General features: G+C 59.8%; 22 protein-coding genes, 1 tRNA gene and 3 pseudogenes. 13 read left to right on the forward strand and 13 right to left on the reverse strand.

Annotated elements, in window-relative coordinates:
• Window positions 1-89 precede the first annotated feature (89 nt).
• On the forward strand, window positions 90-1844 hold the full coding sequence (gene dld / locus K1567_RS03710) for a D-lactate dehydrogenase (RefSeq protein ID WP_047882418.1): 1755 nt from the start codon (window positions 90-92) through the stop codon (window positions 1842-1844).
• Between the two features lie 108 nt (window positions 1845-1952).
• On the opposite strand, the gene K1567_RS03715 is transcribed toward dld, so the two are convergent.
• The 4 genes from K1567_RS03715 to K1567_RS03730 all read right to left on the reverse strand — a co-directional run bounded on the left by K1567_RS03715 (window position 1953) and on the right by K1567_RS03730 (window position 3870).
• A complete protein-coding gene (locus tag K1567_RS03715) occupies window positions 1953-2294 on the reverse strand; it encodes a hypothetical protein (RefSeq protein WP_236238698.1) in 342 nt (113 codons plus the stop codon).
• 22 nt (window positions 2295-2316) lie between these two features.
• The gene (locus K1567_RS03720; RefSeq protein WP_034097629.1) at window positions 2317-2919 is read right to left on the reverse strand and encodes a hypothetical protein; all 603 of its coding nucleotides are present in this window, start codon (window positions 2917-2919) and stop codon (window positions 2317-2319) included.
• A gap of 122 nt (window positions 2920-3041) precedes the next feature.
• Window positions 3042-3368 (reverse strand): DUF2388 domain-containing protein, encoded by a 327-nt coding sequence (locus K1567_RS03725; RefSeq protein WP_220698151.1) that lies wholly within the window; start codon window positions 3366-3368, stop codon window positions 3042-3044.
• A 121-nt stretch (window positions 3369-3489) separates the two neighbouring features.
• Window positions 3490-3870 (reverse strand): hypothetical protein, encoded by a 381-nt coding sequence (locus K1567_RS03730; RefSeq protein ID WP_034097626.1) that lies wholly within the window; start codon window positions 3868-3870, stop codon window positions 3490-3492.
• Between the two features lie 256 nt (window positions 3871-4126).
• Here K1567_RS03730 and K1567_RS03735 point away from each other — a divergent pair.
• Window positions 4127-4417: pseudogene (locus K1567_RS03735) on the forward strand (DNA cytosine methyltransferase); the annotation flags it as partial.
• 285 nt (window positions 4418-4702) lie between these two features.
• Here the strand turns inward: K1567_RS03735 and K1567_RS03740 are convergent.
• From K1567_RS03740 to K1567_RS03750, 3 genes are all read right to left on the reverse strand, one after another.
• Entirely contained in the window at window positions 4703-5323 is a 621-nt protein-coding gene (locus K1567_RS03740) for a hypothetical protein (RefSeq protein ID WP_259444984.1), read from the reverse strand.
• Window positions 5324-5535: 212 nt separating this feature from the next.
• Complete coding sequence (locus K1567_RS03745) at window positions 5536-6057, reverse strand: DUF2846 domain-containing protein (protein WP_034113573.1); 522 nt, start codon at window positions 6055-6057, stop codon at window positions 5536-5538.
• Window positions 6058-6122: 65 nt separating this feature from the next.
• Window positions 6123-6596, reverse strand: coding sequence for a hypothetical protein (locus K1567_RS03750; protein ID WP_232925122.1), 474 nt, complete (start codon window positions 6594-6596; stop codon window positions 6123-6125).
• A 230-nt stretch (window positions 6597-6826) separates the two neighbouring features.
• Between K1567_RS03750 and K1567_RS03755 the strand changes: the two are divergent.
• Window positions 6827-7050: pseudogene (locus K1567_RS03755) on the forward strand (transposase); the annotation flags it as partial.
• A gap of 42 nt (window positions 7051-7092) precedes the next feature.
• On the opposite strand, the pseudogene K1567_RS27465 reads toward K1567_RS03755, so the two are convergent.
• Window positions 7093-7648 (reverse strand): annotated as a pseudogene (locus K1567_RS27465) (integrase arm-type DNA-binding domain-containing protein); the annotation flags it as partial.
• A 172-nt stretch (window positions 7649-7820) separates the two neighbouring features.
• A tRNA-Leu gene (locus K1567_RS03760) sits at window positions 7821-7907 on the reverse strand.
• Between the two features lie 276 nt (window positions 7908-8183).
• Between K1567_RS03760 and K1567_RS03765 the strand changes: the two genes are divergently transcribed.
• Together K1567_RS03765 and K1567_RS03770 are read left to right on the forward strand one after the other, a co-directional pair.
• Window positions 8184-9677 (forward strand): basic amino acid/polyamine antiporter, encoded by a 1494-nt coding sequence (locus K1567_RS03765; protein ID WP_034113571.1) that lies wholly within the window; start codon window positions 8184-8186, stop codon window positions 9675-9677.
• 75 nt (window positions 9678-9752) lie between these two features.
• A complete protein-coding gene (locus tag K1567_RS03770; protein ID WP_034097617.1) occupies window positions 9753-10295 on the forward strand; it encodes an Hsp20/alpha crystallin family protein in 543 nt (180 codons plus the stop codon).
• 69 nt (window positions 10296-10364) lie between these two features.
• On the opposite strand, the gene K1567_RS03775 is transcribed toward K1567_RS03770, so the two are convergent.
• Window positions 10365-11159 (reverse strand): universal stress protein, encoded by a 795-nt coding sequence (locus tag K1567_RS03775; RefSeq protein ID WP_034097616.1) that lies wholly within the window; start codon window positions 11157-11159, stop codon window positions 10365-10367.
• A gap of 329 nt (window positions 11160-11488) precedes the next feature.
• Between K1567_RS03775 and fnr the strand changes: the two genes are divergently transcribed.
• Window positions 11489-12235 carry a fumarate/nitrate reduction transcriptional regulator Fnr gene (fnr, locus tag K1567_RS03780; protein ID WP_034099783.1) on the forward strand — a complete coding sequence of 249 codons (747 nt, stop codon included), beginning with the start codon at window positions 11489-11491 and terminating at the stop codon, window positions 12233-12235.
• Window positions 12236-12251: 16 nt separating this feature from the next.
• On the opposite strand, the gene K1567_RS03785 is transcribed toward fnr, so the two are convergent.
• Window positions 12252-13169 (reverse strand): universal stress protein, encoded by a 918-nt coding sequence (locus K1567_RS03785; RefSeq protein ID WP_220698152.1) that lies wholly within the window; start codon window positions 13167-13169, stop codon window positions 12252-12254.
• Between the two features lie 196 nt (window positions 13170-13365).
• Between K1567_RS03785 and K1567_RS03790 the strand changes: the two genes are divergently transcribed.
• From K1567_RS03790 to K1567_RS03800, 3 genes are all read left to right on the forward strand, one after another.
• The gene (locus K1567_RS03790; protein ID WP_034097612.1) at window positions 13366-13755 is read left to right on the forward strand and encodes a DUF2946 family protein; all 390 of its coding nucleotides are present in this window, start codon (window positions 13366-13368) and stop codon (window positions 13753-13755) included.
• Window positions 13756-13842: 87 nt separating this feature from the next.
• The gene (locus K1567_RS03795; protein ID WP_220698153.1) at window positions 13843-15912 is read left to right on the forward strand and encodes a TonB-dependent receptor; all 2070 of its coding nucleotides are present in this window, start codon (window positions 13843-13845) and stop codon (window positions 15910-15912) included.
• A gap of 168 nt (window positions 15913-16080) precedes the next feature.
• Window positions 16081-16602, forward strand: a complete 522-nt coding sequence (locus tag K1567_RS03800) for a sterol desaturase family protein (RefSeq protein WP_220698154.1) — start codon at window positions 16081-16083, stop codon at window positions 16600-16602.
• On the opposite strand, the gene K1567_RS03805 is transcribed toward K1567_RS03800, so the two are convergent.
• On the reverse strand, window positions 16599-17135 hold the full coding sequence (locus K1567_RS03805; protein WP_034097609.1) for an ester cyclase: 537 nt from the start codon (window positions 17133-17135) through the stop codon (window positions 16599-16601). The two genes, K1567_RS03800 and K1567_RS03805, sit on opposite strands and share 4 nt — an antisense overlap.
• Before the next feature lie 32 nt (window positions 17136-17167).
• Complete coding sequence (locus K1567_RS03810; RefSeq protein ID WP_220698155.1) at window positions 17168-18178, reverse strand: polysaccharide deacetylase family protein; 1011 nt, start codon at window positions 18176-18178, stop codon at window positions 17168-17170.
• Window positions 18179-18277: 99 nt separating this feature from the next.
• Between K1567_RS03810 and K1567_RS03815 the strand changes: the two genes are divergently transcribed.
• The 4 genes from K1567_RS03815 (at window position 18278) to K1567_RS03830 (ending at window position 25224) form a co-directional block, all read left to right on the forward strand.
• Window positions 18278-19174, forward strand: coding sequence for a LysR family transcriptional regulator (locus tag K1567_RS03815; protein WP_034097605.1), 897 nt, complete (start codon window positions 18278-18280; stop codon window positions 19172-19174).
• 201 nt (window positions 19175-19375) lie between these two features.
• Complete coding sequence (mexE, locus tag K1567_RS03820; protein WP_034097603.1) at window positions 19376-20617, forward strand: multidrug efflux RND transporter periplasmic adaptor subunit MexE; 1242 nt, start codon at window positions 19376-19378, stop codon at window positions 20615-20617.
• Window positions 20618-20632: 15 nt separating this feature from the next.
• On the forward strand, window positions 20633-23812 hold the full coding sequence (locus K1567_RS03825) for an efflux RND transporter permease subunit (protein WP_094065600.1): 3180 nt from the start codon (window positions 20633-20635) through the stop codon (window positions 23810-23812).
• Complete coding sequence (locus K1567_RS03830; protein WP_047882423.1) at window positions 23809-25224, forward strand: efflux transporter outer membrane subunit; 1416 nt, start codon at window positions 23809-23811, stop codon at window positions 25222-25224. Before K1567_RS03825 ends, K1567_RS03830 begins: the two co-directional genes overlap by 4 nt.
• Window positions 25225-25266: the final 42 nt, after the last annotated feature.

Below are 25266 nucleotides of genomic sequence, written 5' to 3' on the forward strand. Positions count from 1 at the left end.
TGCACTCCAGCGAATAGCTTTCTGACACCGGCTGGAGTGTCCTGGCACTGCGTGACATGTGCCCGATGAACTCAATCAAGGAATCATCTATGTCTGCCGTTCCCGAATGGGCGCCCGCCGCTTCTGTTAAACCTGGCAGCGATCATAGCCATCTCGTTTCCAATCTCGCAGCAATCGTCGGGAAGAAGCATCTTTTGACCGGCGAAAGCAAGACCCGCCGCTACCGCACGGGATTTCGCTTCGGTACAGGCCGGGCATTGGCCGTCGTACGGCCCGGATCGCTGGTCGAGCAATGGCGTGTGCTGAAGGCGTGCGTCGAGGCAAACGTCATCGTGATCTCACAAGCATCCAATACAGGACTGACCGGGGGCTCGACGCCCGATGGGGACGACTACGACCGCGACATCGTCATCGTCAGCACCTCGCGCATGAAGACCATCTACTTGATCGAGGGTGGCAAGCAGGTAGTCTGCTTGCCCGGCGCGACGCTAGACCAGCTTGAACGCGCGCTTCAGCCCATCGGCCGTGAGCCCCATTCGGTCATAGGCTCAAGCTGCATCGGCGCTTCGGTGTTCGGTGGCATCTGCAACAATTCAGGCGGAGCTCTGGTGCAGCGCGGGCCGGCCTATACCCAGATGTCGGTGTTCGCGCGTGTTGACGAAGCCGGCAGCCTGCACTTGGTGAACCACCTTGGCATCCGCTTCCAGGGAACAGAGGAGGATGTGCTCGCGAGCCTGGATGCGGGGAAAATTTCCGATGACGACGTTCTTCATGATGCAGGCGTCGGCCACGATCATGCCTATGTCGAACACGTCCGTGAGATCGATGAGCCGACCCCGGCCCGCTTTAATGCAGATCCTCAGCGACTCTATGAATCGTCAGGGTCGGCCGGAAAAGTCATGGTATTCGCTGTGCGCCTGGACACCTTTCCGATCGAAAAGAACCCGCAGGTCTTTTACATCGGCACCAACAAGACTGAGGAACTGACCGACGTTCGCAGGGCCGTACTGGCCAAGTTCAAGCACCTGCCCATTTCAGGTGAATACCTGCACCGCGACGCCTTTGAGATCGCCGAGAAGTACGGCAAGGATACGTTCCTGATGATCCATTACCTCGGTACGGCGCGACTGCCGGGGCTGTTCGCACTCAAGGCCCGGTTCGACGCGCTCTTCGATCGCATTCCTTTCCTACCGTCGCATTTGACGGATCGCATCATGCAAGCGGCCAGTCATCTCTTTCCGCGTCATCTACCGGCACGGATGATGGACTTCCATAAGAAATATGAGCATCACCTCCTATTGAAAGTAACCGCCGAGGGCGCAGATGAGGCGCGAGCTTTCCTCAAGGGCTATTTCTCCAAGACTCGCGGGAGTTTCTTCGAGTGCACGCCGGAAGAAGGCGAAAAAGCCTTTCTGCATCGCTTCGCAGCTGCAGGTGCAGCCAATCGCTACCGCGCCGTACATACCCGATCCGTGGAGAACATTCTGGCGCTGGACATCGCCCTGCCACGCAATGAACGTAGCTGGTTCGAACAGCTGCCGGCAGAGATCGAAGAAGCGATCATTCTCAAGCTCTACTACGGCCATTTCCTTTGCCATGTCTTCCACCAGGACTACATCGTGAAAAAGGGGAACGACTGCATGGCCATCGAACATAAAATGTGGAAACTGCTGGATCGCCGGGGCGCCGAATACCCGGCCGAGCACAACGTAGGCCATCTGTATAACGCCAAACCAGCGTTGCGTAATCACTACGTGAACTTGGACCCATGCAACTGCTTCAACCCAGGCATCGGTCACACCTCCAAGTTCGCGTTCTACCGGGACCCGGAAATGCGCAATTGATGATGCCGACCATGGCGGCAACATGGGCGGGCAAGCGCATCCGATTGGAGGTGCCTGCGAAGCCGGTTGGGTGGTCAGACCTTCCGAGGTCGCTCGATGAGTCGCGAGTCAGGGAGCAGATGGATCTGCAACGCACAGCAGTGCTATCAGTTCAGACGCCAAGGCGGCCGCTTCGTGTCGATAGTTTTTGTTCCAGCAGCATGACCAGTCATCGGGTCTTCCCTGCTCATCCCAGTGCGCCAACGCAAGCCCGTTGATTATCTCCAGTTCGAACCAAAGGCGCTGCCAAGCGACAGCGTCTTGGACCAAAGCAATGTCTTGCCACAGGAACTCGGTTTGCGCGACAAAAGCCGACCATGCGAACAGATCCTCTGATGCTCGTTCGCCGCGGTTCAGCCAATACTTTCGGACACCCAAAGACCGACTCCCAGTGTTCGTGTTGGCAGACATAAGTTTGTACTCGTCGATATTCTTATAAAACATCCACGCCGGGATAGTGATCCGCAGGTGGATGGTAATCGGGATTCTCAAAGCGGCTGTTGTTGTAATGAGTTTTGGCCGTCGGCCCTTCGCCCTTGTACGTCACTTGTGTATTTGGAGTGAGATGCCACCCGTCGCCGTCCTTGTCGCGCTCGATCAGCGACGGGTACATGGTGCAAGTGCCCGTCGAACCTGATGTCAGCCTGAACTGGTAAAAGCGCCCAGCTTGGGGCGTGAACTTCGCCGTGACGTAGCAGGACTGCGTACGCCCTCCCTCCCAGAGCATTCCAACGTGCGTTTCGATGCCTGGTCGGATCTGAGTTTCGTAGTAGTCCGACGTGAGGTTTTGCCCTGCTTTGGGCATCCCCTCATCCCGCGTCTGGATGAACGGAAGCGGCCCACTGCGAATTACTCCGCCGGAACGTTTACCGTCTTGGTATTGATACAGATCGGCATGCTGAGTGAAGTTGACGATGCGTATCCAGGCGGGGTTGGACTCGTGTTCGGGTGCAGTGAAGTAATCGGTGTGTGGGAAATACTGGCAGCCTGCGAACAGCGGAAGGGTCAGCAGGCAGAAAGTAGCGCGTATCGACATGGAGCCTGTCCTTTTGCGGAGTCAGGGTAGAGACCACAAGAAAGGAGGAGCATTGCATAACAGATGAAAATCTCATCCTGGAAACCAAAGGTCTAGCGCCGCGACGCGTTTGAAGATCAGCTTCAGAATGAAGTCGCGATAGCCTGGGCGAGCTGCATGTCCGACATAAGTGGCGTGTTGTGCGTCGAGCGGTAGTACCGGGATGCTTGTTCAAACTGAGCGCCGCGTATTTCGCCGTCGGAACCGATGAAGGCTAAGGCATCGGTCTTGGCCGCTTTGAATGTCTTGGGCGGCTCGGTCGTCAGCGAAGTTATTCCGTCAATCAAGATGGTAGGTAGGAATGTGGTAATCATCAGCCCTTTATCGATAGGGTTGGCGTTTTCTGCAGCCACTGCCTGAGTACCGACTAGCGCCAATATGGCGATCGCCAGGGGCGTCCATGAATTCATTGTTGAAGCTTCCATTGCGATCAGTGAGTGTCACCCTAACAGAGTGATGGGCACCTTTAACAATATCCCAGCACTTCGCCGGGCTCGATGGCAGGTGCCTATGCTGCTACCCGCCAAGGCATTACGCACCACAAGCACCCGGATCTTTGTAGGCTTCGCACCAGGCGGCCTTCAGAAGGACTCTGCATTCGGCGTCATATTTTTCACGTAGCTTGGCAGTGCCAGCTGGCGTCATCGGCCCGGGTATCTCTTTGCGCAAGTCCACCAATTTTTGCGCAACGTCATCCTGAGCTTTCGGGGTATCGCCAGCATGCACCAGCAGTGCATAGAAGGCTCTTGAGGACTGCTTGCGGCTTATATCGGGCTGGTCACCCGCTACTGAAAGCAATTCGTAGTAGGCAGCGCAGTGGATGTCTCGGTCATTTTGCGTTTCAGCGTGGGCGGGCAAGGAAATGCTGGTGAAAATGGCCAAGAAGGCCAGCGGCATCAGGGATGTGCGCATTAAAACGAGTCCATTCGAGGGGGGCTGAATCTTATCAGTTCAGGAGAATGGAAACAAAAAGCTCGGGGCTCGACCGTGCTTAGTGAATCTGTATCACTCCTTGATTCGGCTCCATGCCTGTAATCCGTAATACTCAATCAACGCCAAATTGCTATTGCCCTGGAGAACGGTATCTGCCCAAACACACACGATACTTAGCGTGGGGTTTTGCTTGCACTGCAAGGAGCGATTTGGATTACCCCCAGCGCCGTAGACATCTCCAGCCTATGCCACCAAGGACCGCTTGGCCATGGGCACCGTGATGGTGAAGGGCACACCCTACGTGATCGTCGACATCTGCCTGCGGATGCTAAAGCCGTCCGAGCCGCACAAGGCCGATGGCTTCCCGGCCGACTACTTCATCAGCCACGGCGCCGACGGCAAGCCGTTCACCAAGACTCAGCAGGTGCACATGTGCGGCAGTCGCATTGGCCCGCCGCCGATGGCAGCGCTGGCACGGGCCAATGACCCGTGTTGCACGGAGCAATGCCAAGCGCGCGCGGCTTGATATTCAGCTTGAACCAGGCGGAATTCCGTCCTTGTTGAAGTCCTTCAAGCGTTCGCGCTCTTCCTCGGTGGAGTGCGCCGGGGTTTCCTGCTCGGGCTCTTTCTTCTTTTCTTCAGTCATCGCTACGTCCTCGGGTGGTGGCTGTTTCGGCACCTGGAGGGATCGGCAGTTCAAATCAATCTACTCCACCGCCGGACATGGCCCGGCAAGGAATGCCGTATGACTAACGAAAACCTGATGGGGCCGACCAGTAGTGCTGGTATATCAGACTGGTTTAGGCTGCTTTCATTTGTCGAGATCTATCAACTCGCACATTCGCTCTCCTAACATTCCACGCAACCACGCACCATGAAACTCAATATTTTCCAGAGAAGTACCGTCCCCTACACAATGCTCAAAAAACTTGCCCTTCGCTCCGCGATACGCGACGCGAAAGTGTCCATCATGAGCAGACGATGTCATCACATAAGGGCGGATGGAGATGATCTCGCTAAACGGTACGTGTACTTGAAAGGGGCTTCGACAACGACGAGTTATGGTGAGGGTCAGCAGCTGCTGGTATTCGTCGAACGTGAATGCCTGCACTTGAGGCTCAGAGACAACCCAGGCAAAGAACGCACCAATGAACACTGCACTGACCAGTATTAACAGAATGAAGGATGACGCCGTGAGGCTCTCGCCGTGGTTAGGCTGCACACCATGAATGACGTCCTGCCCTGAAAAAAGGTACATCGCTAGTCCGTAGCCCGGTAAAAGCAGAAGTAGCGCAAGAGAGAAGCCAAAAACACCCATACCGTTGTTTCCGATAATTGGTATTTCGGGGCCGTAATACCAAATAGGCGGGTGGGCAGCCCTGAGCCCGCCAGCATTGGTTGCTGTGGCGCTAGCGGATTTTTGATGATTCATCTGGCCGTCTCGAGGGATTGCAGCGCAGACGTTAGCACTATTACTGGACAGTCTGGAACGGATCACAGGGCTTTCTCATCGCGCTCTGCCCTTCGACTACTCACGTCACCCCGCAATAACCATACTGGTTTGCCTACTCGCTCTCATCCTGGGTTAGCCCAACGTTGATGGCTGGGCTTGTGGTGGCCAGGCCGGGCATGAGTTACGCGTGGTTACGGTGCAGGTGCCGGCAACTCCTGGCACCACTTGATGGAACGCAACGCTTCCTCGCCAGGCACAAGCGCGTAGCGCGAGTAAAACATTGTTCCACTGAAACGACGGCCGTCGACTTCACCCAAGGTCTGCCCATCTGTGTAGTCAGAGGTGCTAAGTTGATCGGCGATGTAATACACCTTTCCATTTTCGACGGTGATATCGAAACGCTGGTTAACCATACCGCTGATGATGGGTGGCGAGGTGGAGGTGACGCTGTGCTTGCCGGCAGGAATACCGGCCTTGAAAAAACTACCGGAAGGCAAGCTGCCGATGGCGCGGCCATCGACCTCAATGGTCGGGGCCACGCCGCTACCGATGCTGGCCGAGGTGCGATAGAAGTACACCGTGGCCTCATCCGCACGGGGTTCAGCCGGTGATGTGAAGAACGGTTGACCTTTGAGGTCCGGACCGCTGATGCAGCCGGTCAGTGAGGCCAGGGCTGCGAACAGGCCGACCCAGAGTAGCGTACAGCGCTTCATAGCATGGAACTCCTTGAACTTGGATCAACGGCCGTCGGGTTGGATGACTGTCACCGCTACCGAATTCAGATCTTGCACAGCCCTTTACCGAAGTCAGTGGCATCAGAACTCGGCCAAGGCGCAAAACCGCTCTTCGGCGTCAGATTCACGATGTTGCGGTCCTTGAGCATCGGGTACTTACGCTTGAGCGCCTGCACCGTGTCCTCGGCGTTGTTCACGTTGGACAGGCAAAAGCGCAGGGCATCGGCGCGCAGATCGCCGATATAGAGAGTTTCCCCGGCCTTCACCGAGAAAACCGCAGGCACAGGGCGCGGCATCGATTTTCCTGAGTAATACACGTAATGCCACTGCGTGTACTCATACTCGCCAGGCGGCACTTCATACATGAAGTAATGGCCCAACAAAGAGGGTGATGGCTGATCATCTTCATTGCCCAGCGTCGTCAACCGTATTGCGGTACCGGGTGCTCCCTGTTGGTCGATTTCAACCACCAGCCCATGGGGCTGCATCATCGGAAAGCTCTCACCAATCGAACCCATGATGATCGCCTTACTCGGGTCCGGTGCGTGCCTGCCGTCGTAGCGTGACGTAGCGCACCCGGACAGAAGGGCCGCGCAAAGTGCGCCCGTAACCCAGACAAGACGTTTACTGCTGACTTTCCCTAGCATTGGTCTTTTTTCCGATCAGTAATCTTGCAGTTTGTAGATCCCAGCCGAGCGAACCGAAAACGCATACATAGTCCCATGTTGCCGGCTCGTTCGAGCCTATTGTCCGCCAAGAAAAAGCCGTGCCGGTAATGGATAGGTTGTATGCCTGGATAATCGCCCAGCGTGACGCTGTGCCCGAAGGTTGGGCTATCAGCGGGGCGTTCGATTGTAACTTAAAACCCTGGGCAGGACTGTCCTTCTAACTCGATAACAGCGCCGTCCACATTGACAACAACTGGGCTGAGAACCGGATTGACCGTGGGCTGTTGGGCGCTCGAACTGGCTGTGTGAATCGCCCCGGATTTTTAAACACACCTTGCAATCTCATCCAGGGTTTCGCATCGCCCGCAGAAACCAGGTCGAACGTGCCGGTAAGGGTGTGAATCTGCTCAAGCAATGCCACAACTTGCGGTGACAAAGGAACGAAGTTTACGTCCCCCGCCATTTTCGTTCCCCGTGTTTAGTGGCGTACGTCCTGAAGCTCGGGTCGCGTATCCGGGATCTCCCACAACCCGCGTTTGAGGTCGAACTCGCACCGGCGGGAGAAACGCAATTCACTGGATCGAACAAACACACGTAACGACAACATAAGCGTCAGCCGGGTCAGCTCTCCTTCGGTTTTGGTTTTGGTTTTGGCTTTGCGTTTGTGTTCTACAGGGTCTATGCCATCTGCGCGCATCAGCTAGTCCAATTACGGGCTAGCTACCGAGGGAGGTCAGCCCTTCCCGGTTATCTGGCTTTACATACCTGAGGCGCCAGTCTTTACGGCCATTGGGCTGGACAAGCAAGTACAGACCGTCACCGTCGAGCAGCTTGTAGGGACGCCCCCTAGGCTTGGCTAAGCGGCAGGCAGAATCAGTAAGCGGAGCAGTTGTGCGCGACATAAGGGTACTCTCCTTAATCGAACCAATTACTACCCCTAACATCACCCCTAAAACGGCTTGATTTCAGCAAACCGGACCAGCAACCGACAGAATGCAAAAACTAAAAAACCCGCCAGAAGGCAGGTTTTTCAAGGCTTCCACGGAACTCGAAAGCTCTCAGTGGAATGTAAGATGGTGCCCGAAGCCGGAATCGAACCGGCACGCCCTTACGAGCGGGGGATTTTAAGTCCCATGCGTCTACCAGTTTCGCCATTCGGGCGGTAGCGCGGTGCAGCAGGGTTCGGAATATATAGACCCGAGCGCGTCGATGCAAGGTCGAGTGGCGGCTTTATGAAACAAACCCCGAATGAAAAAACCTGACAGATCAGTGATCTACACCCTTCCCCAGGCACGTCCACAGCGGTAGCTCAATCTGCGTTTGCGTTGTTCTTGATATATATCAAGCAGGCCCTGGTCATTCACTCACACATTAGAGCCAGCAGTCGCGCCATCGCCCTCGATGGCTGCAGAAACGTTGGTTTTTGTGGAGGCTTCCATGGCTACGCACCTGCAAGACACTCAACCCATCGCGCCGACGACTGCCCCACAACCGCTTGCGGGGGCTTTGCAAAAGGTCGAGCCAAAGCGCTTATCCCTGAGCCTGTTGATCGCTCTGGTGGTCGGGTCAATGATCGGCAGCGGCATATTCAGCTTGCCGCAGAACATGGCCGCCAGTGCCGGGGCCGCGGCGATTCTGATTGGTTGGCTGATTACTGGCATCGGCATGCTGTCATTGGCGCTGGTCTACCAGACGTTATCCAACCGCCAACCGGCGCTGGACAATGGCGTGTTCGCCTACGCCCGCGCACTGGGCGGTGAATACCTGAGCTTCAATTCCGCGTGGGGCTACTGGATCAGTGCCTGGATCGGTAACGTTAGTTATCTGGTGATTCTGTTCGCTGCGCTGAGCTACTTCTTCCCGTTGTTCGGCGAAGGCAATAATAAAGCGGCGATCCTTGGCGCCTCGGTAGTGCTGTGGGCCTTGCATTGGATGATCCTGCGCGGCATGCGCACCGCCGCGCGGGCCAATGCGCTGACAACGGTGGCCAAGATTGTGCCGTTGCTGCTGTTTATCGGCCTGGTGATCGCCGCCTTTCAGCGCGAGACATTCAGTGTCGATTTCTGGGGCGCGCCAGCGCTGGGCAGTACCCTCGACCAAGTCAAGAGCACCATGCTGGTCACGGTGTGGGTGTTTATTGGCATTGAGGGGGCCAACGTGTTCTCTGCCCGCGCGGCGGAGCGAGCGAATGTCGGTCGCGCCACGGTCTTGGGGTTTCTGATCACTCTGGTTCTGTTGATTGCCGTGTCGCTGCTGTCGCTGGGCGTTCTGAAGCAGCCTGAGTTGGCGACCCTGAAAAACCCATCGATGGCCGGTGTGCTTGAGGCTGCGGCTGGGCCCTGGGGCGCGGTGCTGATCAGTGTCGGTTTGATTATTTCGGTGGGTGGCGCCCTGCTCGCCTGGACGCTGCTGGCAGCGGAATCGATCTTCACCCCAGCCAAGGAAAAGGTCATGCCGGGTGCGCTGGCGGTGGAAAACAACCAAGGCGTGCCAGCCCATGCGTTGTGGATCACCAACGGTTGCATCCAGCTGTTCCTGCTACTGACGCTCTACTCAAGCGCGAGTTACCTGGCGCTGATTTCCCTGGCCACCTCGATGATCCTGCTGCCGTATCTGTTCAGTGGTCTGTATGCCCTGAAGATGGCCTGGCAAGGCCAGACCTATGCCGGGCACCGCGCCCTGCAACTGCGCGACATGGCCATCGCGGCCGTGGCCACGCTGTATTGCCTGTGGCTGCTGTACGCGGCCGGGCCCAAGTACATGTTGCTCAGCGCGTTGCTGTACGCCCCGGGTTCGTTGATCTACCTGGGCACTATGAAAGCGCGCCAAGGCCAACCGCTCAACGGCCCCGAAACCGGGCTGCTGATCATCATCTGGGCGGCCGCTGCGTATGCGGGCTGGATGCTGTGGTCCGGAGCGCTGAGCTTATAGCCGCTTGTGTTCTGTCTTGGTAAGCCGTGGGCAGGTTGCCCGCCGCTTACCGTTCATTCGAAGAGGAGTACCGCAATGAGCAATTCCGCGAAGAAAATGCCGGTAACTACCGAAAAGAAAGGCACCCAGCATCCGTTGTCCGCCGACCTTTGGCGCCCGCTGGAGAAACTGCGCCAGCAGGTGGACCACTTGTTCGACGACTTCAACCGTAGCCCCATGCCGTCCCCCTTTGGGCGCGGGCTGTTCGATGTCGAACCGTTCTGGCGCCGCGAGCTGATCGGTCACGGCACGCCTGCCGTGGATATCACCGAGAAAGACAAAAGCTACGAAATCACCGCCGAACTGCCCGGCATGGATCAGAAGGACATCGAGATCAAACTGTCCAACGGCAGCCTGATCATCCGGGGTGAAAAGCAGGCGGTCAAGGAAGAAAAAACCCAAGGCTACCACCTCAGCGAACGTCACTACGGCGCCTTCGAACGGGCGTTCAACCTGCCCAAAGGGATCGACGCCGACAAGATCGACGCACGCTTCAGCAAAGGCGTGCTGAGCATTTCGTTGCCGAAAAAAGCCGAAGCCATGAAGGCCGATAAAGTGGTGCCGATCAAAAACAACTGAGGTTTAGCCACGGTGCCCCTTGCCGATCTCTCGCCAAGGGGCTTTTTTTTTGCACGGTTACAGGCTCGATCAGCGGCACCGTGACGGCGGTTGGACCAACAGCAGGTTGCACGGCGTACGGTTAAGCACGCGTTCGGCGGTGGAGCCCAGCACACCGTCGGTGCCGAGCGCCGCCGCGCCCAGTACCAGTGTGTCGAAAGCATTGCAACGGGCGAACCGAGTGATCTCCTGGTGCGGCACACCGTTGAGGTCATGTTGACGCTCACGCTCGATGCCGTAACGCTCGGTCAGCCCTTCCAGCGCTTCGTGCTGGGCGTCCCGCACGGCTTTTTTGAAGTGCGTGTCCAGGCTACGGGTCGGTACGCTCATGGGACTGTCGCCCAGAACGGTCCAACCGCTGACATTGCACAGGTGCAACGCAGCACCACATGGCGCCGCCACGGCCTGGGCCAATTCGAGGATGCGTTCGTTCAGGCCCCAGGTCATGTCTTCGAGATGGGACAGGTCGACACTCGCCAGCACCTTCAGAGGTTTAGGTGGCGTGGCCTGGGTGACCAGATACAACGGCGCCGAACCCCTGCGCAGCAGCCAGCTATCCAACGGGCGATGAAACGCACGGTCCAGTGCGGGCACATACAGGCAGTCGGTAAGTACCAGATCGGCTTGGAAGCAGTTCACATATTCAACGACCCGCGCCGCATCTGCGGCGCTGCCCACGTCATGCTTGAACGCGTCAACACCCTCCAACCTCAGGATCTGCAACGTGGCATGGGTGGCATGGGCCAGCGAATGGGCGCGTAAAAAGGCAGGTGTGTGGGCCGTGTCGGTCGATGCAAGCAACAGAACTCGACTAAGCGTGAGCATCCCATACTCCGGCAAACCAAGACCTGAGCAGTGCGTGTGGTGGGCTCGCTCTGCCGTTGAACAGGTGTATCCGGCAAAGCGCCAACCTCAGTATCGAGTGCTCGTTCGCGCAGGTGCTGATTTTTATCAAGTAAACCCACCGAACTGACTGGACGGGTGCATAGGAGTTAACCCAGCCACTCGAGCGAATTCGCCGATAGCTTCTCCTCAATCCATTCGGCCGGACTTCTTTTCCGCTCGTCGGTTTATCTCAGGAATGACAGCAATAGGCTGGTAAGGCATGACGCAGTACCTAGACTTGATCGGTGATCATTGGGGAGGCACGCCACTTGCCGGATACTCAGCCCATCAGCGTTCAGCACCTCAAGTCAGCCTGCTCCCAATGCAGCGTCGTTGAGCTGTGCCTGCCGATCAGCCTCTCCAGCCAGGAAGTCGATCGCCTGGACGAGCTCATCGTGCAACGCTTCAGAGTCAAAAAAGGCACGGCCTTGTACCGCGCCGGCGACCCCTTGCGCTCGCTTTACGCGATCCGCATCGGCTCATTCAAGACCAGTATTGTTTCAGTGGACGGCCGTGAGCAGGTTACCGGTTTCCAGATCCCTGGAGAGATGCTGGGCCTGGACGCCATCAGCGCCGACGAACACGCATGCAGTGCCGTCGCCCTCGAAGACAGCGAAGTCTGCCCCATGCACTTCGCGCAGTTGGAAAAGCTCGCACAAACCCTGCCCTCCCTGCAGCACAACCTCAATCGGTTGTTGAGCCGGGAAATCGTGCGCGACCACAGCATGCTCATGCTGTTGGGCAACATGAATGCCGACGAACGTCTGGCCGCTTTTTTGCTGAACTTGTCGCAACGCCTGAGTGCGCGCGGTTATTCCGGCACACGCTTCGTGTTGAAGATGCGCCGCGAGGAGATCGGCTCCTACCTGGGTCTGCGCCTGGAAACCGTGTGCCGCAGCATCGCCCACCTGCGCGACTCGCGGCTCGTCACGATCAACAGCCGCAATGTCGAGGTCCACGATCTGTGCGGGCTCACGCAGCTCGTTGCCGGTTGTCATCGTCCACCGACGTTCTGAACCCACCTGCGCTGCGCTACAACGTTTTGCCCGGTTTGATCGCCAACACGCTGCACGGCGCCCGCTGCAAGAGCAATTCGGCGGTGGTGCCCAGCAGTTTGTCCAGGCCGCCATGCTGCACGGTGCCCATCACAATCACATCGGTGCGATGGGCCTCGGCGAATTCACAGATGCGCGGTACGGGGGTGCCTTCCAGGAAGTGGCGATGTTGCGGCGGCACACCGTGGCGTTCGGCCAAGGCCGCGAACGCTTCCTCCTGGGCCGAACCCAGTGCTTCGTAGATCCCGGTGGCCAGGGGCAGTACACCAACGCCCATGTCCATGGCATAGGCGGCTGTCCAGTCATACACATGCACCAGTTCAAGGGTGGCCGCACATTCGGTCGCCAGTTTTCGCGCAGCGGCGATAATCTGGTCGTTGAACACGGTGTCCTGTTCTTCACTGCGCAGCACGTCGACAATTGCCAAGACTTGGCGAGGTCGTGGTCGCGCATCCCCGGTGACCAAATGCACCGGCGCCGGGCAGTCGCGCAGCAATTGCCAATCCAGCGGGGTGAAGAACACCCGCTTCAGCCCGGAATCGTCCTCGGCGTCTTTGATAATCAACGCCAGCGACAGCTCTTTGACGAAATGCAGGATCTCTTCATAGGGATGCTGCACCCACACCACTTCGCTGGTGACTGTCAGGCCCTGTTCACTCAGCGCCTGCGCCTGGGCTGCCAGCCATTGGCGATGGGTGTGCAGATAGCCTTCGCGCGCCTGGCGAACCTGCTCGGGAGCGAACAGCCCGGCAAAGGCCAAGGCCTGCAGGTAATCGAACGCGACGATATGCAGCGGTAATTGCATTGCCTTCGCCAGCGCCGCGGCACGCTCGAACGCAGGTGTGCGCGTCATGGTTTGGGGGGCGATCAACAGTAAACGGGCGGACGCAGACATAAAGCACCTCGGCACGCGGCCAGTGGGTGAGTGATAGTCCAAGGGTGCGCGTTCCCAGCGGGGACACCTTGACCTTTATCAGTAACGCTGCGGTTTTCTGGCGCGCGAGCCCATGCGGCAAAATGGCACGGCGAAGCGCTTTTACTTCGTCGCCAGACTGCGGCTAAATATCCGCCCCCTTTGTGCGACTGCTGTGATGGCCACGTTCCGACGCCTCAGCCCCTGGATCGCCTGCCTGGCCTTGCTGCTGAACCTGCTGGCCATGCCGCTGAGTCGCGCCATGCAGCCGCCGGACATGCGCCTGATGCTGTGGGGCGGATTCTGCTCCGGCGGCACCGCGAACACCTTGCCGTCCGGCATCGACAAACTGCTCGCTCCGCTCAAGTCTGGCCCCGCGACCAGCCCCATGCACCACGCCGACTGCTGCTGCGGGCACGCGGGCCTGGCCGCGTTGCCGTCGGACTACTACCGCCACTACCTGCCACGCTTCGCGCCGGATATCGCCTTCGACGCGCCGCTGTTACCTTCGCTGCACCCCAGGGTGCGCTGGCCGAGCCTGAGCCCGCGCGCCTCCCCTGTCGCCTGATCGCCGTCCTACTCCCTGTACTCAGTCGCGCCTGCGCGCGCGGCTCCACGTCTTTGAGAATTTTCCGGTTATCAGGAAGCTTGCCCTATGCCTGCTCCATTCATGCTGCTGCGCGCCAAACGCAGGGCTTTACCGCGCCCGTCCTGGCCATTGCTCTGCATCGGCCTGTTCGCCTTCAACCCGCTGGCCGATGCCAGCGAAACCTCAGCCCTGACCCTGGGCACCGTTACCGTGCAAGGCGACAGCGTTGCCAGCGGTCCCCTGAGCACCAGCAGCGTGCTCAGTTCGGTGGATATCCTGGGTGGCGACATACTTGAAAAAATGCCGGTCAACTACAGCTGGGAACTGTTCAACCGCGCCCCGGGGGTGCTGCTGACGCCGTTCAACCAAGGCACCACCTCGGGGAAAATCTCCTTTCGCGGCTTCAACGGCGAAGGCGAAGTCAATGCGGTCAAGCTGCTGATCGACGGCATCCCCAGCAACAGCAACGACGGCAACATGCCGTTTATGGACATGATTTTCCCCCTGGAACTGGACAGTATCGAAGTGGTGCGCGGCACCAGCGATGCGCGCTATGGCCTGAACAACATTGCCGGCAACGTCAATATGTTCACCCGCACCGGCGGTGACTACACCAAGGCGCGTCTGCGCTACGGCAGCTACAACACCCAGGAAACCCAACTGGCCAAAGGCATCGAGGGCAGCAACTGGACCCAGAACTATTTCTTCGCTTACCAGAAAACCGACGGCTTTCGCGATCACGCCAAGGCGGACAAGTTTTCGCTGTCCGGCAAGTGGTTCTACACCCCGGACGACGACCGCTACCGCCTCGGCCTGATCGCCCGTCACTATGAAACCGAGGCCCAGGAGCCCGGCTATTTGAGCGAACAGGACGCGCACCATCACCCGTCCATGACCAACCCCTACAACGCCAGCGACAAAGGTACGCGGCGCATGAATCAACTGAGCGTGCATCTGGATACGGAGCTGAGCGAAACCCTGGCCTGGTCGGCGAAAACCTACCTCAACACCTTCGACGACCGCCGCTGGACCCAATACTGGCGCACCAGCCCCCAACAGGAACGCGACGCCTACGAAACCCAGTACGGCGCCCTCACCTCGCTGACCTGGCGGCCCGATGTCAGCTGGCTGTATGACTTCGCCCTTGAAGGCGGCAGCGACTTCCAACAGCAACGCAACACCAGCGAGCGTTATCGCACCCGGGACCGCGCGCGCCTGGCCCAGACCCGCGACCAGCAGTTCGACTTCGACACCTATGGCGCTTACCTGCAGGCCGAGATCAAGCCGTTCGAATCGCTGAAAATCATCCCGGCGTATCGCGTCGACAAAATCCGCGGCAGCTTCACTAACGAAATGACCGGCCTGGACTACGCCATCAATGACTATGGGTTGATCAAGCAGCCCAAGCTCAGCGTGGTCTACTCGCCCTGGTCAGTCGCCAGCCTGTACGCCAACTGGGGTCGCACCTTCCAGGTGGGCACCGGGGCGGCGGCGTATAAGATCCCGCCACGGGACAGCGACCTGGCGCCGTCCATCAACGACGGTTGGGAAACCGGCATCAAGTTCACCCCCACCGCCTGGATGGACGGGCGTATTGCCTATTGGCAACAGGAAGCCAGCGGCGAAGTCAGCCGCCGTTTGAACGACCCCAGCGGTGAGTCGGACAATGTCGGCGAAACCCGACGCTGGGGCTATGACGCGCAGCTGAATCTGCACCCGAACGACCGCACCGAAATGTGGCTGACCTACGCCTGGCAGTACTCCAAAATTCTCAAACCCAGTGCCACCTTGCCCAATAGCAAGGGCCGGGAAATCGACCACGTCCCCCATCACCTGTACAACGCCGGCGTCAGCTACCAGGCCACCCCGGCCTTGCAGTTGAGCGCGTGGATGAACGGTCAGACCCACTACTATCTGGAACGGGAAAACACCCAGGGCACCTACGGCGGCTATGTATTGATGAACCTGGGTGCCACCTACCGAGTGAGCGAGTCCGTGAGTATCGACCTGCAGCTCAAAAACCTTACCAATCGATACTACGAGTACGCCTGGTACGACCCGGACGGTGCCCGCGCCGCTTTGCACTCCCCCGGTGACGGACGTGCGGTGTACAGCGGCGTGACGCTGGATTTTTGAGCAGCGGCGGCGGCGCCATTGTGTGGATGTGTCACACCCCACAAATGCCGCCGATATACGCGGGAGCCATGGTGACTTAGCGCCAGCGCACCTGCATGATGGCGCGCGTGGTAGCCCCACGCCCCCATCGCTTGTCTTTCCATCGCGCACTACAGGGATATTCCGCACATGGCCGTTTCGAATAAATGGTTGATGTCTTCGCTCGCGTACTACCTCGATTTTTTCACCGTTCCCGCTTTCGTGATCTTTGCGTTATGCCTGGCGCCGTTCGAGCCAGGGCTCGCCCTCGTGGGCCTGCTGGCCTGGACACTGGTGGAGTATTCAGCGCACCGTTTCCTGTTTCACTCGCTGTACCGGCGCGAACACTGGACCCACCATGTGGATGTGCTGGCCTATATCGGCGTGTCGAGTTGGAAAACCAGCTCGACCTTTGCCGCAGTCTTGCTGTTGGCCTGGTACACCGGCCTGGTCTCGGTGTTTATCGGCGCGGTGACCGGCTACTTTTTCTATATCTCAGTGCATTACGTAATGCACCGCCCGCAGCATTGGGCTTATGGGTGGATGCCCGGGCTGGTGGCCAATCACGACCTGCACCACCGACAGGGCATCGAGAAGAACTTCGGGGTCTCTTCACCGTTATGGGATCACGTATTCCGCACGTATATCCGCGTCGATCCCGCCCAGCGCTAGAGCGCGCCCAACTGCTTCATCAAGGTCAGGTTATCTTCGATATGCCAGTTAGCGGCGATTTTGCCGTTGTCGATCTGATAGATATCGGTGGCAATAAAATCCACCGCCTGGCCACTGCCCTGGCGCTGCCCAAAAGTGCCGGTGAAGTGCCCGCGAAAATGCAGATGTACCACCGCGCGGTCGCCGGCGATGATCAGTTGTTCGATTGCGCAACTCAGGTCCGGCACCGCCGCGCGGAAGGCCCGCGACGCCAGCAGCGGACCTTCCGGGCCCTGTTTGCGCCCCTCGGGGGGTGTTTTGTCGACAAAGTTATCCGCCAACGCCTCGCGTGCCAGGCGTTCCTCACCGGTGTGCCAGAAGGTGTCGTAACGGCGCGCGACGGTTTCCATCATCGCCTGTTGCTTCGGCGTAAGGCTCTTATCCACCACCAACACAGAGGGTTCGACCAACTCGGTCGTGGCAGCCGCAGCCGCTCCCGAGAGTAGCAACGCGGTAACGGCGATGGCGCAACGCGAACGGGCAAAAGGTTTCATCGGTTATGTCCTTGAATGAAGGGGTTGGCGCCTTAGATCGTCTCGGTTTCCCGAAGGCTCTGCGGGCTATTGAGGGTGTATTGAGCAATCGCGTCCTTGCGCATAAAAGCAACGCCGGGATGGCGGTTGGCGTAGCGCAGGAATTCATCCCACACCTTGACCATTTGCGGCGTACCGCTGATGCGGTCGTGGGCGCTGATGGACATCATGCGGCGCCGGGTGCCGGCCTCTTCGTAGAGTTGATCGAAGTCCAGCTTGACCTGCTCCAGGAACTGGGACGGCGAATAGTTGCGGCCTTCAATCAGCACAATGTCGTTATTGCGCAGGGTGTAGGGCACCACCACGAAATCCTTGCCGTTGACCTGCTCGATAAAGGGCTCATCGCGGCTCACGTCATCGATGTGGTAGACGTAGCCCAGCTCTTGCAGCAGCGACAAGGTGTTGGGGCCGCGCCGCAGCCAGTTGCAGTTGTAGCCCGTGACGGCCTGGCCGGTGACCGCCTGTAGCATGCTTGCGGCCTGGCGCAAAAAGGTGCGCTCCTGATCGCGGCTCATGGCGAACTGGGAACTCCAGCGCGGGCCGTGGCCCGCCGCTTCGTGGCCACGGGCGACGATCTCGCGGGCCAACTCAGGGTGACGCTGCACCGCGTCGCCGATCATGTGGCTGGTGACCTTCACGCCGTGCCGGTCCCACAGGTCAAGCATGCGCGGGATGCCCTCGCGGTAGCCGTAAGCAAACCAGGTGTTGGTGGCCACATCCGCCGGCACGCTGTCGGGGAAATCCACCTTGGGGAACGGGCTGTCGGTGCCCTTTAGCGGCTGCCCACCCGCTTCGAACTGCATGGAAATCGACACCACCAGCCGCGTGTCGCCGGGCCAGAACCGTCCGCTGCGCTGACTGGACGCCGTCGTGGCGCGAGTTGCCTGGCCCGTTGGCGCGGCTGCGGCGCCGGCCGGGTTGAGTATCGAACCCGCCGCCAGCACCGCTGCGCCTGCGCTGGCCTGGGCGAGAAAGGTACGCCGTTGCGTGTTGATCAATGACATCGCATGACTCCGTTGGATAAGCACGATGCAACCCTAAGACTTTTGGATTATTTTGATAATTGAGCCATTTTCAAAAACCCCTTTCGGAAACTCCGAACAATGCCGCTGAAAAATCTTGAGCTGTTTTTGTTGATCATCGAGAAAGGTGGGCTGTCCGCCGCCGGGCGCGAGTTGGGGTTGTCACCGGCCTCGGTGTCCGAACGGCTGGCGCAATTGGAGAGCTTCTACGGCGCCAGCCTGCTCAACCGCACCACCCGCGCTATTCACCTGACCGACGAAGGGCGCGTGTTGGCTGAAGGCGCGCGGCGCCTGCTGGATCAGGCCGAGGCGTTGCACAGCAGCATTCGCCTGGGTACCCAGACGGTTTCCGGGTTGATTCGCTTGAGTGCGCCGCAGGATCTGGGGCGTCAGTACCTCGAACCGATCCTGGAGCAATTCATGGAGGAGCATCCGCAGGTCAGCATCGACCTGCACCTCAGCGACGGTTATGTCGACCCGGTCGGCCAGGGTATCGATTTCGCCGTGCGCTACGGCGCCCTGGTCGACAGCAGCTTGCACGCCAAACCCTTGGGCGAGAACCGCCGCGTGGTGTGCGCCGCCCCCGCTTACCTGAAACGCCACGGCACGCCGTTGCAGCCTGCTGACCTGGCCGAACATGAATGCCTGGTAATGCGCTTCGGCATCAATCTGGCGCGGGAGTGGACCTTCAGCCAGCACGGGCATACCCAGCGCATTCTGGTACGCGGCCGGCGTGTGGCGAACGACGGTGCGCTGGTGCGCCAGTGGTGCCTGGACGGCCATGGCTTGTGCTTGAAATCGGTGTGGGACGTGCGCGACGACCTGCACGCCGGACGGCTGGTGGAGCTGTTCAAGGACTACGACCTCGGGCGTACCGCTTTGAACATCGTCTACCCGGCCAGTCGGGCCCAGCCGCGCCGGGTCAGCCTGTTGATGGAACGTATCGCAGCGCGGCTAACCGCCGACAGTGCGAGTTGAGAAATCGCTTCCTTGCACGCCACGCAAAACACTCTTGCCATCAAGGGCATTGATAGCTCCCTAACGAAAGCCCCATGCTAGAGGGCTTAATCGGCGCTTATATCATTCCGAATGATAGTTACCTTTGCTTCATTCGATTCGTGACATACCGCGTCCCCGCGCATGATCCGCCCATCTCAAATACATTGGCGGATGCACCCTATGGAACAGTCACTCAAACCTTTGCGCGTGCCCCTGGCGATTTTGGCCATGGTGGTGATGAGCGCGTGCGGCAAAACCCCGGAACAAGCGGCCGCCATGCCGGCGCCGAAAGTCAGCGTCGCCAAGGTGCTGGAGCAACCGGTCAACGAGTGGGACGAATTCACCGGCCGTCTCGAAGCGCCGGAAACCGTACAGATTCGTCCACGGGTGTCTGGCCAGATTGACCAAGTCGCTTTCACCGAAGGCGCTTTGGTCAAGAAAGGCGACCTGCTGTTCCAGATCGACCCACGCCCATTCCAAGCCGAAGTGCGCCGCCTTGAAGCGCAACTGCAACAAACCAAGGCCGCCGCCACCCGCAGCGAAAACGAAGCCCAGCGTGGCGAGCGCCTGCGCCAGAGCAATGCGATCTCCGCCGAACTCGCCGACTCGCGCACCACCGCCGCCCAGGAAGCCCGCGCCGCCGTCGCCGGGATCCAGGCGCAGTTGGACCTGGCCAAGCTGAACCTGAGTTTTACCCGCGTGACCTCGCCGATCAGCGGCCGCGTCAGCCGTGCCGAAATCACCGCCGGCAACCTGGTCACCGCCGACGTCACCGCGCTGACCAGCGTGGTCTCCACCGATAAGGTCTATGCCTACTTCGACGCCGACGAACGCGTGTACCTCAAATACACCGAACTGGCGCGCCAGGGCCGTCGCGGCGCAACCACCCCGGTGTACCTGGGCCTGTCCAATGAAGCCGGCAACCCGCACCTGGGCCAGATGAACTTCATCGACAACCAGGTCAACCCGGCCACCGGCACCATTCGTGGGCGCGCGGTGTTCGATAACAGCAAAGGCGAATACACCCCTGGCCTGTATGCGCGCTTGAAGCTGGTAGGCAGCGGCACCTACTCCGCCGTGCTGATCAACGACGAAGCGGTCGGCACCGACCTGGGCAAGAAGTTCGTGCTGGTGATGGAAGGCGACAAGCCGGCCTACCGCGCAGTGGAACTGGGGCCAAAGATCGAAGGGTTACGCATCGTGCGCAACGGCCTGAACAAGGACGACACCATTATCGTCAAGGGCCTGCAGCGCGCGCGCCCCGGTGCACCGGTCACCCCGGAAACCATTCCGATGGCCAGCAAAGAAACCCTCGCCGCCTTGGCCCAACAACGACAAGCGCTTGAAGCCAGCAACCTTGAGCAAGTGGCGCCGGAAAAAACCGCGCCCAAGCTCGCCAGTGTTGCGACTCCACGCGGTTAAGGGATACGACTCAAGATGAATTTTTCCAAGTTCTTCATTTCGCGGCCGATCTTCGCAGCGGTGCTGTCGCTGCTGATCCTGATCGCCGGTGCGATCTCGCTGTTCCAATTGCCGATCAGCGAATACCCGGAAGTAGTGCCGCCTACCGTGGTGGTACGCGCCAACTTCCCCGGCGCCAACCCCAAGGTCATCGGCGAAACCGTAGCCGCGCCGCTGGAGCAGGCGATCACCGGCGTCGAGAACATGTTGTACATGTCTTCGCAGTCCACCGCCGACGGCAAGCTAACCCTGACCATCACCTTCGCCCTGGGCACCGACCTGGACAACGCGCAGGTGCAGGTGCAGAACCGAGTGACCCGGACCCAGCCCAAGCTGCCGGAAGAAGTGACGCGCATCGGTATCACCGTGGACAAGGCCTCCCCCGACCTGACCATGGTGGTGCACTTGACCTCCCCGGATCAGCGCTACGACATGCTGTACCTGTCCAACTACGCGATCCTCAATATCAAGGATGAGCTGGCGCGCCTGGGTGGCGTCGGCGATGTGCAGTTGTTCGGCATGGGCGACTACTCGCTGCGCGTCTGGCTGGATCCGAACAAGACCGCCTCGCGCAACCTGACCGCCACCGATGTGGTCACCGCGATTCGCGAGCAGAACCGTCAGGTGGCCGCCGGTGCCCTGGGTGCCCAGCCCGCGCCGTCCGATACCAGCTTCCAGTTGTCGGTCAATACCCAGGGCCGCCTGGTTACCGAAGAAGAGTTCGAGAACATCGTGATTCGCGCCGGCGCCAACGGTGAAATCACGCGCCTCAAAGACATTGCCCGGGTCGAACTGGGGTCCAGCCAATACGCGCTGCGCTCGCTGATCGATAACCAACCGGCGGTGGCGATCCCAATCTTCCAGCGTCCCGGCTCCAATGCCATCGACATCTCCAACGATGTGCGCAGCAAGATGGCCGAGTTGAAAAAGAGCTTCCCGGCCGGCATGGATTACCGCATCGCCTATGACCCGACGATCTTCGTTCGCGGCTCCATCGAGGCAGTGGTGCACACCCTGTTCGAAGCCCTGATCCTCGTGGTGCTGGTGGTGATTCTGTTCCTGCAGACCTGGCGCGCCTCGATCATTCCGTTGGTGGCGGTGCCCGTATCGTTGATCGGTACTTTTGCGGTGATGCACCTGTTCGGGTTCTCCCTCAACGCGCTGTCGCTGTTCGGATTGGTACTGGCCATTGGCATCGTGGTGGACGACGCCATTGTGGTGGTGGAGAACGTCGAACGTAATATCGAGCTGGGCTTGGAGCCGTTCCCGGCAACCGAAAAAGCCATGAGTGAAGTGACCGGGCCGATCATCGCCACGGCGCTGGTGCTGTGTGCGGTGTTCATTCCGGCTGCCTTTATCAGCGGCTTGACCGGGCAGTTCTATAAGCAGTTCGCCTTGACCATTGCGATCTCGACGGTGATCTCGGCGTTCAACTCGCTGACCCTGTCCCCAGCCCTGGCGGCCGTGTTGCTGCGCGGCCACGATGCGCCGAAGGACCGCTTCTCCAAGTTCCTCGACAAGCTGTTTGGTGGCTGGTTGTTCCGCCCGTTCAACCGCTTTTTCGAAAAGGCCAGCCATGGTTACGTCGGCACTGTGCGCCGAGTGATCCGCGGCAGTGGCATTGCCCTGTTCGTGTACGCCGGCTTGATGGTGCTGACCTTCTTCGGCTTCGCCCACACCCCGACCGGTTTCGTCCCGGCCCAGGATAAGCAATACCTGGTGGCCTTCGCGCAATTGCCTGACGCCGCGAGCCTGGACCGTACCGAAAGCGTGATGAAGCGCATGTCGGAGATCGCCCTGAAACAGCCTGGCGTGGAAGCCGCGATTGCCTTCCCGGGCCTGTCCATCAATGGCTTCACCAACAGCCCGAACAGCGGCATCGTGTTTGTGACCTTGAAGCCCTTCGATGAGCGCAAAGACCCGAGTATGTCCGCCGGCGCGATTGCCGGGGCGTTGAATGGCCAATACAGCGGCATTGAAGAAGCCTATATGGCGATCTTCCCGCCGCCGCCGGTCCAGGGCCTGGGCACCATCGGTGGGTTCCGCCTGCAGATCGAAGACCGTGGCAACCTGGGTTATGACGAGCTGTACAAAGAAGTGCAGAACGTGATCGCCAAGAGCCGCAGCGTGCCGGAGCTGTTCGGCCTGTTCACCAGCTACACGGTCAACGTGCCTCAGGTCGATGCCGCCATCGACCGCGAAAAGGCCAAGACCCACGGCGTGGCGATCAGCGACATCTTCGACACCCTGCAGGTCTACCTGGGTTCGCTGTACGCCAACGACTTCAACCGTTTCGGGCGCACTTATCAGGTCAACGTGCAGGCCGAGCAACAGTTCCGCCAGGACGCCGACCAGATCGGCCAGCTGAAAGTGCGTAACAACAAAGGCGAGATGATCCCGCTGGCGACCTTTATCAAAGTCAGCGACACCTCGGGCCCGGACCGGGTGATGCACTACAACGGCTTTATCACGGCGGAAATCAACGGCAACGCCGCACCGGGCTACAGCTCCGGCCAGGCCCAGGCCGCGATTGAAAAACTGCTGAAGGAGGAACTGCCCAACGGCATGACCTACGAGTGGACCGACCTGACCTACCAGCAGATCCTCTCGGGCAATACCGCGCTGTTCGTGTTCCCGCTCTGCGTACTGCTGGCGTTCCTGGTACTGGCCGCCCAATACGAAAGCTGGAGCCTGCCACTGGCGGTAATCCTGATCGTACCGATGACGCTGCTGTCGGCCATCACCGGGGTGATCATCTCGGGTAGCGACAACAACATCTTCACTCAGATCGGCCTGATCGTACTGGTGGGCCTGGCGTGCAAGAACGCGATCCTGATCGTCGAATTCGCCAAGGACAAACAGCAGGAAGGCCTCGACCCGCTGGCGGCGGTGCTGGAAGCTTGCCGTCTGCGTCTGCGGCCGATCCTGATGACCTCGTTCGCCTTCATCATGGGGGTGGTGCCTCTGGTGTTGTCCAGCGGTGCCGGTGCCGAGATGCGCCATGCCATGGGTGTGGCGGTGTTCTCGGGGATGATCGGTGTGACCTTCTTCGGACTGTTGCTGACCCCAGTGTTCTACGTCCTGATCCGTCGCTATGTGGAGCGCAGCGAAGCGCGCAAAGCAGCCAAGGCTTTGAAGCTGGAGACACAGCAATGAGTGTAAAAGTATTCCTGCCGAGCTTGCTGGTACTGGCGCTCGCCGCCTGTGCCGTGGGCCCGGACTACAAGACCCAGACCCCGGAGGCGGCGAACATCGCCGCCGCCGCGGACGCCAAGCAATATGACCACGCCAAGTTCGAAGGCATCTGGTGGCAGCAGTTCGACGACCCGACCCTCAACCAGTTGGTGACTCAATCGTTGCAAGGCAACCGTGACCTGCGCGTAGCCTTCGCCCGTCTGCGGGCAGCCCGGGCGATCCGCGACGACGCCAGCAATGACGCAATGCCGACCATCACCAGCCGCGCCAGCAGCGACCTGGGCAAGGGGCAGATTCCCGGCCAGACCACCAAACGGGTCAACAGCGAGCGCTACGACTTGGGCCTGGACATGGCCTGGGAGCTGGACCTGTTCGGCCGCATCCAGCGCAACCTGGAAGCCAGCGACGCCGATCAGCAGGCGGCCGAAGCGGACCTGTACCAGTTGCAAGTCACCTTGATTGCCGAACTGGTAGACGCCTACGGCCAACTGCGCGGCGCGCAACTGCGTGAACGCATCGCCCTGGACAACCTGAAGAATCAGCAGGAGTCGCGCACCATCACCGTCAGCCTGCGGGATGCCGGGGTGGGGGATCAGCTCGATGTAGAACGGGCCGACGCGCGCCTGGCTTCGGTGGAAGCCAGCGTGCCGCAACTGCAGGCCGAACAAGTGCGCGAGCGTAACCGCATCGCCACCCTCCTCGGCCAGCGTCCGGACAAGCTGACCGTGGACCTGAGCCCGAAAGACCTGCCGGCGATTGCCAAAGCCTTGCCGATCGGCGACCCAGGCCAACTGCTGCAACGGCGCCCGGATATCCTCAGCGCTGAGCGCAAATTGGCCGCCGCCACCGCGCGCATAGGTGTGGCCAAGGCTGACCTGTTCCCAAGAGTGAGCCTCAGTGGCTTCCTCGGCTTTACCGCCGGGCGTGGCTCGCAGATAGGATCGTCCGCCGCCAACGCCTGGGCCCTTGGCCCGAGCATCACCTGGGCCGCGTTCGACCTGGGCAGCGTGCGCGCCCGCCTGCGCGGTGCCGACGCCGAAGCCGACGGCGCCCTGGCCACCTACGAACAGCAAGTGTTGCTGGCCCTGGAAGAATCCGAAAACGCCTTCAGCGACTACGGCAAACGCCAGCAACGCCTGGTCTCGCTGATCCGCCAAAGCGAATCCAGCCGCGCCGCCGCCGACCTCGCCGCCATCCGCTACCGCGAAGGCACCGTGGACTTCCTCGTCCTGCTCGATGCCCAGCGTGAGCGTTTGGCCGCCGAAGACGCCCAGGCCCAGGCCGAAGTGGATTTGTACCGCGGGATTGTCGCGATCTACAAAGCCCTCGGTGGCGGCTGGCAGCCGGAGACAGTCGTAGCGACGGCCAAGTAATTTAAAGAGCTCCTTTGGTTGGTCGCATCCAGCCAATTTTTA

Source organism: Pseudomonas sp. S5F11 (genome assembly GCF_019641515.1).
GTDB lineage: Bacteria > Pseudomonadota > Gammaproteobacteria > Pseudomonadales > Pseudomonadaceae > Aquipseudomonas > Aquipseudomonas rhodesiae.

Bases quoted from the DNA above. Each gene is read 5' to 3' on its own strand.
- K1567_RS03775 (WP_034097616.1), bottom strand. From the start codon at position 11,159: ATGCTCACGCTTAGTCGAGTTCTGTTGCTTGCATCGACCGACACGGCC.
- K1567_RS03790 (WP_034097612.1), top strand. From the start codon at position 13,366: ATGGCCACGTTCCGACGCCTCAGCCCCTGGATCGCCTGCCTGGCCTTG.
- mexE (WP_034097603.1), top strand. From the start codon at position 19,376: ATGGAACAGTCACTCAAACCTTTGCGCGTGCCCCTGGCGATTTTGGCC.
- dld (WP_047882418.1), top strand. From the start codon at position 90: ATGTCTGCCGTTCCCGAATGGGCGCCCGCCGCTTCTGTTAAACCTGGC.
- K1567_RS03785 (WP_220698152.1), bottom strand. From the start codon at position 13,169: ATGTCTGCGTCCGCCCGTTTACTGTTGATCGCCCCCCAAACCATGACG.
- K1567_RS03815 (WP_034097605.1), top strand. From the start codon at position 18,278: ATGCCGCTGAAAAATCTTGAGCTGTTTTTGTTGATCATCGAGAAAGGT.
- K1567_RS03750 (WP_232925122.1), bottom strand. From the start codon at position 6,596: ATGGGTTCGATTGGTGAGAGCTTTCCGATGATGCAGCCCCATGGGCTG.
- K1567_RS03740 (WP_259444984.1), bottom strand. From the start codon at position 5,323: ATGAATCATCAAAAATCCGCTAGCGCCACAGCAACCAATGCTGGCGGG.
- K1567_RS03810 (WP_220698155.1), bottom strand. From the start codon at position 18,178: ATGTCATTGATCAACACGCAACGGCGTACCTTTCTCGCCCAGGCCAGC.
- K1567_RS03745 (WP_034113573.1), bottom strand. From the start codon at position 6,057: ATGAAGCGCTGTACGCTACTCTGGGTCGGCCTGTTCGCAGCCCTGGCC.
- K1567_RS03795 (WP_220698153.1), top strand. From the start codon at position 13,843: ATGCCTGCTCCATTCATGCTGCTGCGCGCCAAACGCAGGGCTTTACCG.
- K1567_RS03825 (WP_094065600.1), top strand. From the start codon at position 20,633: ATGAATTTTTCCAAGTTCTTCATTTCGCGGCCGATCTTCGCAGCGGTG.
- K1567_RS03725 (WP_220698151.1), bottom strand. From the start codon at position 3,368: ATGAATTCATGGACGCCCCTGGCGATCGCCATATTGGCGCTAGTCGGT.
- K1567_RS03805 (WP_034097609.1), bottom strand. From the start codon at position 17,135: ATGAAACCTTTTGCCCGTTCGCGTTGCGCCATCGCCGTTACCGCGTTG.
- K1567_RS03830 (WP_047882423.1), top strand. From the start codon at position 23,809: ATGAGTGTAAAAGTATTCCTGCCGAGCTTGCTGGTACTGGCGCTCGCC.
- K1567_RS03730 (WP_034097626.1), bottom strand. From the start codon at position 3,870: ATGCGCACATCCCTGATGCCGCTGGCCTTCTTGGCCATTTTCACCAGC.
- K1567_RS03800 (WP_220698154.1), top strand. From the start codon at position 16,081: ATGGCCGTTTCGAATAAATGGTTGATGTCTTCGCTCGCGTACTACCTC.
- K1567_RS03765 (WP_034113571.1), top strand. From the start codon at position 8,184: ATGGCTACGCACCTGCAAGACACTCAACCCATCGCGCCGACGACTGCC.
- K1567_RS03715 (WP_236238698.1), bottom strand. From the start codon at position 2,294: ATGTCTGCCAACACGAACACTGGGAGTCGGTCTTTGGGTGTCCGAAAG.
- K1567_RS03720 (WP_034097629.1), bottom strand. From the start codon at position 2,919: ATGTCGATACGCGCTACTTTCTGCCTGCTGACCCTTCCGCTGTTCGCA.
- K1567_RS03770 (WP_034097617.1), top strand. From the start codon at position 9,753: ATGAGCAATTCCGCGAAGAAAATGCCGGTAACTACCGAAAAGAAAGGC.